Genomic DNA, 252 nt, shown 5'->3' with positions numbered 1-252 from the left:
CGCGGACGGCGATGATCAGTGGCGTCAGCTGGGTGCGGTCGGGCGCTACGCGAAAATCAACGCCGAAAACAGCAACCGCGTGAACATACTGCTCGCCCAGCTCTCGGAAGACGGTAAAATCCGGTATTCGCGGGCTCTCACCGAACACAGTTCCAACTCGTTCACGTGGAACCTGACAAAGGAACAGCATCAGGAGCGAGCGGAAACCGGGTCCACGATCGTGACCATCGATCAGCCGAAATCGCGGAACTC

Annotated in this window: 1 protein-coding gene; it reads left to right on the top strand. The window is 58.7% G+C overall.

Going from position 1 to position 252, the window contains the following annotated elements; genetic code table 11:
* On the top strand, positions 1 to 252 hold a 252-nt coding region (locus AC1RP1_RS08425), incomplete at both ends, for a hypothetical protein (protein ID WP_481762794.1).

The organism is Dellaglioa sp. CoH-56-MRSF-13 (assembly GCF_056782095.1).
The sequence above is the reverse complement of the archived record's forward strand: the minus strand, read 5'-3'. Positions and strand labels throughout refer to the sequence as shown.